Source organism: Streptomyces scabichelini, assembly GCF_011045015.1.
Classification (GTDB): Bacteria; Actinomycetota; Actinomycetes; order Streptomycetales; family Streptomycetaceae; genus Streptomyces; species Streptomyces scabichelini.
This window is the reverse complement of record NZ_JAAKZY010000035.1, coordinates 54,612-62,029: the sequence shown is the minus strand read 5'-3', so window position 1 is coordinate 62,029 and position 7,418 is coordinate 54,612. Positions and strand designations below refer to the sequence as shown.

The following is a 7,418-nucleotide window of genomic DNA, read 5'->3' as shown; positions in this document are numbered from 1 at the left end:
CCGGTGGGGTCACCGGGGCGTGCCGGACCGGCGGGCCGGGGTCCGCGGGGATGCGGTCGGCCAGGAAGCCGTACGCCCGCCGCAGTTCCGGGTCCTGGACCGACTGCCACCACTGGTGGACGCCGTACCAGCCGGGCGCGGCCAGGGCCCCGCCGTGATGGCGTACGGAGAGTCCGGCGGCCAGCACCGCGAAGCGCAGCCGCTCCTCGAGGGGCCAGCCGCCGAGTGAGGCCGCGACGAAACTCGCGCCGAAGACGTCTCCCGCACCCGTGGCGTCCAGGACGTCGAGGTCGAGGGCGGGTACATCGGCGTACTCGCCCGTGGTCTGGTCGACGGCGACCGCACCGTCTCGGCCACGCGTGACCACGGCCACCGGCACCAGCTCGGAGAGCTTGCCGAGCGCGGCGGCGGCGGTGTCGGTGCGCGTGTAGGCGGTCGCCTCGGTGTCGTTGGGCAGGAAGGCGTGGCACAGGGAGAGCTGGTCGAGGAGGTCGGAGGACCACTGCTGGGTGGGGTCCCAGCCGACGTCCGCGTAGATCTGCGTGCCGTTCGCCGCCGCCTTGGCGAGCCAGGCACGGGGCTCGGCCTCGATGTGCACGAGGGCCGTGCGCGCCTCGGGCGGGTCGCCCATCAGCGCGTCCTGCGAGTACGGGGGTTCCTGGCCGTGGGTGACCAGGGCACGGTCGTGGCCGTACGCGAGGGCGACGGTGACCGGGGTGTGCCAGCCGTCCGCCGTGCGGGAGAGCGAGAGGTCGACGTGCTCCCGGTCCGCGAGGACGTCACGGCAGTAGGCGCCGTAGTAGTCGTCCCCGAAGACCGTGGCCAGGGAGGTTTTCAGGCCATACCGGGCCGCCGCAACGGCCAGGTTCGCGATCCCGCCCGGGCCGGCGCCCATCCCTTGGGTCCAGATCTCCTCGCCGGGAGTCGGTGGCTTGCCCAGACCGGTCAGGACGAGGTCGTAGAAGAGCAGCCCGGTCAGCAGGACATCGGGCCGTTCGTCACCCACGCGTGCTTCCTCTCGTCAAAAGTCTTCATTTTCGGTGCACAGGATCGTGCGCGCATCCAGCCAATTTGGCAAGAGTTGAGCAGAACTGAGCATGGAATTGATCGCGAATGACGAGTACTGTTCACGACGTGCTGGCAGAACGACGACACCAACTCATCCTGCGGTCCCTGCGCTCCGGAGGGCCCGCGGCCGTGACCGACCTCTCGGAGGAACTGGGCGTGAGCCCGGCCACAATCCGCCGTGACCTGCTCAAACTCGAGGAGGACGGCCTGCTCACGCGGGTCCACGGCGGTGCGGTCGCCGAGGAGGGGGACCAGCCGTTCGACGAGGTCGCGGAGGTGCGCGTGGCCGAGAAGGACGCCATCGCCGAGCGGGCCGCGGCGATGATCGAGGACGGCCAGTCCGTGCTGCTCGACATCGGCACCACCGCGTACCGCCTGGCCCGGCAGCTGCACGGCCGCCGGATCACCGTGATCACCAGCAACCTGGTGGTGTACGAGGAACTGGTGGACGACGAGGGCATCGAGCTGGTGCTGCTCGGCGGCATGGTCCGCCGCGAGTACCGCTCCCTGGTCGGCTTCCTCACCGAGGACAACCTGCGCCAGCTGCACGCGGACTGGCTCTTCCTGGGCACCAGTGGAGTGCGTCCTGGTGGGCAGGTGATGGACACGACGGTCGTCGAGGTACCGGTGAAGCGCGCCATGATCGCGGCGGCCGACCGGGTCGTGCTGCTGGCGGACCGGGCCAAGTTCCCGGGTACGGGGATGGCGAAGGTCTGCGGGCCCCAGGACCTGGACGTGGTGGTGACCAACGGGCCTGCGGACGCCGGAACCAGGTCGGCGCTGGAGGAGGCGGGCGTACGCGTGGTCCAGACATGAGCTGTGTGGTGCGGACATGAACGTGGAAAGGGTTGTTGCGTGAAGCTGACGATTCTGGGTGGCGGCGGATTCCGCGTGCCACTCGTGTACGGGGCGCTCCTCGGAGACCGCGCCGAGGGCCGCGTCACCGACGTCGTGCTGCACGACCTGGACGCGGGGCGGCTGTCGGCCGTCGCCCGGGTCCTCGCCGAGCAGGCGGCCGGTGTCCCGGACGCGCCCGCCGTGACCGCCACCACCGACCTCGACGAAGCGCTGCGCGGCGCCGACTTCATCTTCTCCGCGATCCGCGTCGGCGGCCTCGAAGGACGCGCGGCCGACGAGCGGGTCGCCCTCGACCAGGGCGTCCTCGGCCAGGAGACGGTCGGCGCGGGCGGCATCGCGTACGGACTGCGCACGGTGCCCGTCGCCGTCGACATCGCCCGGCGGGTGGCCCGGCTCGCCCCCGACGCCTGGGTGATCAACTTCACCAACCCGGCAGGGCTGGTCACCGAGGCCATGTCACGGCACCTCGGCAACCGCGTCATCGGCATCTGTGACTCGCCGGTGGGCCTGGGCCGCCGTATCGCCCGCGTCCTCGGCGCGAACCCGCGCGAGGCCTGGATCGACTACGTCGGCCTCAACCACCTCGGCTGGGTCCGCGGCCTGCGCGTCGCCGGGCGCGACGAACTGCCGCGCCTGCTCGCCGACCCGGACCTCATCGGCTCCTTCGAGGAGGGCAAGCTCTTCGGCACCGAATGGCTCCAGTCCCTCGGCGCGATCCCGAACGAATACCTGCACTACTACTACTTCAACCGGGAAGCCGTCCGCGCCTACCAGGAGGCCGAGAAGACCCGCGGCGCCTTCCTGCGCGACCAGCAGGCCCGTTTCTACGAGACCATGAAGCGCCCCGACGCGGCCGCGCTGGCGACCTGGGACAGCACCCGGGCCGAGCGCGAGGCCACGTACATGTCCGAGAACCGGGATGCGGCGGGCGCCGGCGAACGCGACGCCGACGACCTCTCCGGCGGCTACGAGAAGGTGGCCCTCGCCCTGATGCGGGCCATCGCCCGCGACGAGCGCACCACGCTGATCCTCAACGTCCGCAACCAGAGCACCCTGTCGGTGCTCGACACGGACGCCGTGATCGAGGTGCCCTGCCTCGTCGACGCCAACGGTGCGCATCCCGTCGCCGTCGATCCGCTGCCGGACCACGCGACCGGCCTGGTGTGCGCGGTGAAGGCGGTCGAGCGCGAGGTGCTCGCCGCGGCCGGGTCCGGCTCCCGTACGACCGCGGTGAAGGCCTTCGCGCTGCACCCGCTGGTCGACTCCGTGAACGTCGCCCGTCGCCTCGTCGAGGGCTACACCACCGAGCACCCCGGCCTCGCGTACCTGAAGTAGAGAACCCGAGGCTTGGGTAGAGCCCTGAGGCCTGAAGCAGAGCCCCCCGAGGAGACCCGCACATGCATGACGAACGCCGCCGGATCGAGGAGCGCGTCCAGCGCGTCCACGACCAGCGCATCAAGACCGCGATCTACGCCGCCTCCGTGCCCTTCGAGGTCGAGGCCTGGCAGGCGCCGGGGGAGCCCGTCCCCTTCGAGGAGGCCGCGGCGGCCTCGTACGAGCCCTTCGCGATGGACACCCCCTGGGGCCCGCCGTGGGGGACGACCTGGTTCCGGATGCGCGGGCAGGTGCCCGCCGAGTGGGCCGGCAGGCGCGTCGAGGCCGTCGTCGACCTCGGGTTCATCGGCGACTGGCCCGGCAACCAGGCCGAGGCGCTCGTCCACCTCGCCGACGGCACTCCGCTCAAGGCCGTCAACCCGCTCAACCAGTACGTGCCCATCGCCAACCCGGCAACGGGCGGCGAGGAGATCCACTACCTCGTCGAGGCCGCCTCCAACCCGGACATCCTCGCCGACAACTTCTCGCGCCCGACCGCCATGGGCGATGTGCTGACCGCAGGCGACAAGCCGATCTACACCTTCCAGCGCGCAGACCTCGCCGTCCTCGACGAGGACGTGTTCCACCTCGACCTGGACCTCCAGGTGCTGCGCGAACTGATGGTCCATCTCGAAGAGCACGACCCGCGCCGCCACGAGATCCTGCACACCCTGGACCGGGCCATGGACACCGTGGACCTGGACGACGTCTCCGGCAGCGCCGCCGCCGTCCGCGCGGTGCTCGCGCCCGCCCTGGCCAAGCCCGCGCACGCCAGCGCCCACACCGTCTCCGGCGTCGGCCACGCGCACATCGACTCCGCCTGGCTGTGGCCCATCCGCGAGACCAAGCGCAAGACGTCCCGCACCTTCTCGAACGTCACGGCACTGGCCGACGAGTACGAGGACTTCATCTTCGCCTGCTCGCAGGCCCAGCAGTACGAGTGGGTGCGCGACAACTACCCGCAGGTGTGGGAGCGGATCAAGAAGTCCGTCGAGAAGGGCCAGTGGGCCCCGGTCGGCGGCATGTGGGTCGAGGCCGACGGAAACCTGCCCGGCGGTGAGGCGATCGCCCGCCAGCTCGTGCACGGCAAGAAGTTCTTCATGGAGCACTTCGGCGTGGAGACCAAGGGCGTGTGGCTGCCGGACTCCTTCGGCTACACCGCCGCCTATCCGCAGCTCGCCAAGCTCGCGGGCAACGACTGGTTCCTGACCCAGAAGATCTCCTGGAACCAGACGAACAAGTTCCCCCACCACACCTTCTGGTGGGAGGGCATCGACGGCACCCGCATCTTCACCCACTTCCCGCCGGTCGACACCTACAACGCCCGGTTCAGCGGCGAGGAGATGGACCGCGCCGTACGCAACTACCAGGAGAAGGGCGGCGGTACGCGTTCCCTGGCGCCGTTCGGCTGGGGCGACGGCGGCGGCGGCCCCACCCGCGAGATCATGGAGCGGGCCCGGCGGCTCGCAGACCTGGAGGGCTCCGCGAAGGTCGTCGTCGAGCACCCCGACAAGTTCTTCGCGGACGCCCGCGAGGAGTACCCCGACGCCCCCGTCTGGGTCGGCGAGCTCTACCTGGAGCTGCACCGCGCCACCTACACCTCCCAGGCCCGCACCAAGCAGGGCAACCGGCGCAGCGAACACCTGCTGCGCGAGGCCGAGTTGTGGGCGACCACGGCGGCGTTGCACGCGCCGGGCTACTCCTACCCGTACGAGAAGCTCGACCGGCTCTGGAAGACCGTCCTGCTGCACCAGTTCCACGACATCCTGCCGGGCTCGTCGATCGCCTGGGTGCACCGGGAGGCGGAGGCGGAGTACGCGCGGGTCGCTCAGGAGGTCCAGGCCCTCACGGCCGAGGCCGTGGCGGCACTCGGCTCGGGGGAGCCGCGGGTGTTCAACACCAGCCCGTGCGACCGCGCCGAGGTCGTGCGCACCTCGGTCGGCGTCCCGATGTACACCGAGGTCCCCGCGAACGGCAGCGCACCGCTCGCAGCGGGCGAACCCCCACAGCCGGTGACGGTCACCGGTCGCGTCCTCGACAACGGCCTCGTACGCGTCGAGGTCGCCGAGGACGGCACCCTGTCCTCCGTACGGGATCTGCGAGCCGACCGCGAAGTCCTCGCCGACCAGGGCAACCTGCTCCGGCTGCACACCGACCTCCCGAACTACTGGGACGCCTGGGACATCGACAAGCACTACAAGAACCGCTACACGGACCTGCTCGACGCCGAAGCCGTCACGGTCGTCGAGGAGGACCCGCTCCTCGGCGCGATCCGCGTCGAGCGCGCCTTCGGCAAGGGGTCGCGCATCACGCAGACCATCACCGTCCGCGCGGGCAGCCCCCGTATCGACATCGAGACGGAGATCGACTGGCACGAGACGGAGAAGATCCTCAAGGCGGCGTTCCCGGTGGACATCAGGGCCGCGCACTCCTCCGCCGAGATCCAGTTCGGCCACATCCAGCGCCCCACCCACACCAACACCAGCTGGGAGTCGGCCCGCTTCGAGGTCTGCAACCACCGCTGGGTGCACATCGGCGAGCCCGGCTACGGAGTCGCGGTGATCAACGACTCCACGTACGGCCACGACGTCTCCCGCACGGTCCGCGAGGACGGCGGTACCACCACCACGGTCCGCCTCAGCCTGGTCCGCGCCCCGCGCATCCCCGACCCGGAGGCCGACCAGGGCAAGCACCGCTTCACCTACGCGCTGCTGCCGGGCGCGACGATCGAGGACACGGTTGCGGAGGGCTACGCGCTCAACCTGCCGCTGCGGGTGGCGGATTCGGCCGGCGCGGCCGAGCCGGTGGTGAGCGTCGAGGGCGCGGGTGTGACCGTCGAGGCGGTCAAGCTCGCCGACGACGAGTCCGGCGACGTCGTCGTACGCCTCTACGAGTGCCGTGGCGGCCGCGCCGAGGGCACCCTGCGCACCGGCTTCCCGCTGGCCGGGGCCCAGGTCACCGACCTCCTGGAGCGACCCCTCACGGAGGCCGGCGTGGACGGCGACGCGGTGACGGTGTCGCTGCGCCCCTTCGAGGTGCAGACGCTGCGGTTGACGCGGCGGAACGCCTGATCCCGTTTGCACGAAGAATTAAGGAAGCGGTAAGAGGCCTGGTCACGGCGGGTTTTCGGCCCGCCGTGACTACGGCCCGTTGCCTTCACGACACCTGAAGTTCGCCCGGTACCCCTGGGATGGCGCGGCAAGGCGAAGGTAAGAGAAAAAGAGGGGTGTCACCGTGCGGGACCCACGTATCGCCGCGATCCGCAAAGGGCTGAAGCGCCGCGGCAGACTGATGGCCCAGGCGGTGAGCCCGCCCCGCCGGAGCCTCGACGCCATGCCGGCGCAACGGGCCTCGAAGGACGTGTACGTCGCCCCGCGCGCCCCGCGCCTGGTCGACTCGCCGGTCTTCGTCCTCTCCTCGGTGCGCTCCGGCTCGACCCTGCTGCGGGTCCTGCTCAACAGCCACTCCCGGATCCGCGCCCCGCACGAGATGCATCTGCGCACCCTCCACGTCCATCTGGCCCGTGACTTCACCTCGGACGCCATGAAGGCGCTGGAACTGGACAAGGAGGAGCTGGAACACGTCCTGTGGGACCGCGTGCTCCATCTGGAGCTCTCCCGCAGCGGCAAGGAGATCATCGTCGACAAGACCCCGCCGAACACCCTCATCTGGCCCCGGCTGCAACGATGTTGGCCCAACGCGCGCTACGTCATCCTGCTCCGCCACCCGGGCGCGGTCGTCACCTCCCTCACCAACCGCCGCGCCGAGCCCGACCACGAACAGATCCGTGCCGAGGTCCTCGACTACAGCGAGAAGCTGGACGAGGCCCGCCAGAGCCTCACCGACGCCCACGTGATCACGTACGAGGACCTCACCGCCGATCCCGAGGCGACCACCCGGGGCCTGTGCGACTACCTCAAGGTTCCCTGGGAGCCGGCGATGCTCGACTACGGCAAGAAGGACCACGGCACCTTCCGCCCCCAGCTCGGCGACTGGAGCGAGACCATCAAGTCGGGCCGCATCCAGTCGGCCCGCCCGGCCGACCCACAGGCCGAACTGCCGCCCCGACTGGTCGAGTTGGCGCAGGCCTGGGGATATCCGGCCGGCTGACCGGACGC

Annotated in this window: 5 protein-coding genes; 4 read left to right on the top strand and 1 reads right to left on the bottom strand. The window is 70.6% G+C overall.

The window, feature by feature from the left end; translation table 11 throughout:
• Positions 1-1,006 (bottom strand): PfkB family carbohydrate kinase (locus tag G5C60_RS14015; protein WP_165258696.1); only part of this gene is annotated, 1,006 nt, incomplete at its 3' end.
• Between the two features lie 128 nt (positions 1,007-1,134).
• Here G5C60_RS14015 and G5C60_RS14010 point away from each other — a divergent pair.
• From G5C60_RS14010 to G5C60_RS13995, 4 genes are all read left to right on the top strand, one after another.
• Entirely contained in the window at positions 1,135-1,884 is a 750-nt protein-coding gene (locus G5C60_RS14010) for a DeoR family transcriptional regulator (protein WP_165258694.1), read from the top strand.
• Positions 1,885-1,923: 39 nt separating this feature from the next.
• Complete coding sequence (locus G5C60_RS14005) at positions 1,924-3,261, top strand: family 4 glycosyl hydrolase (RefSeq protein WP_165258692.1); 1,338 nt, start codon at positions 1,924-1,926, stop codon at positions 3,259-3,261.
• A gap of 62 nt (positions 3,262-3,323) precedes the next feature.
• Complete coding sequence (locus tag G5C60_RS14000; RefSeq protein WP_165258690.1) at positions 3,324-6,371, top strand: alpha-mannosidase; 3,048 nt, start codon at positions 3,324-3,326, stop codon at positions 6,369-6,371.
• 220 nt (positions 6,372-6,591) lie between these two features.
• The gene (locus G5C60_RS13995; RefSeq protein ID WP_165258726.1) at positions 6,592-7,410 is read left to right on the top strand and encodes a sulfotransferase family protein; all 819 of its coding nucleotides are present in this window, start codon (positions 6,592-6,594) and stop codon (positions 7,408-7,410) included.
• Positions 7,411-7,418: the final 8 nt, after the last annotated feature.

Coding starts and splice junctions, on each gene's coding strand:
- G5C60_RS14000 (WP_165258690.1), top strand. CDS start 3,324: ATGCATGACGAACGCCGCCGGATCGAGGAGCGCGTCCAGCGCGTCCAC.
- G5C60_RS13995 (WP_165258726.1), top strand. CDS start 6,592: ATGGCCCAGGCGGTGAGCCCGCCCCGCCGGAGCCTCGACGCCATGCCG.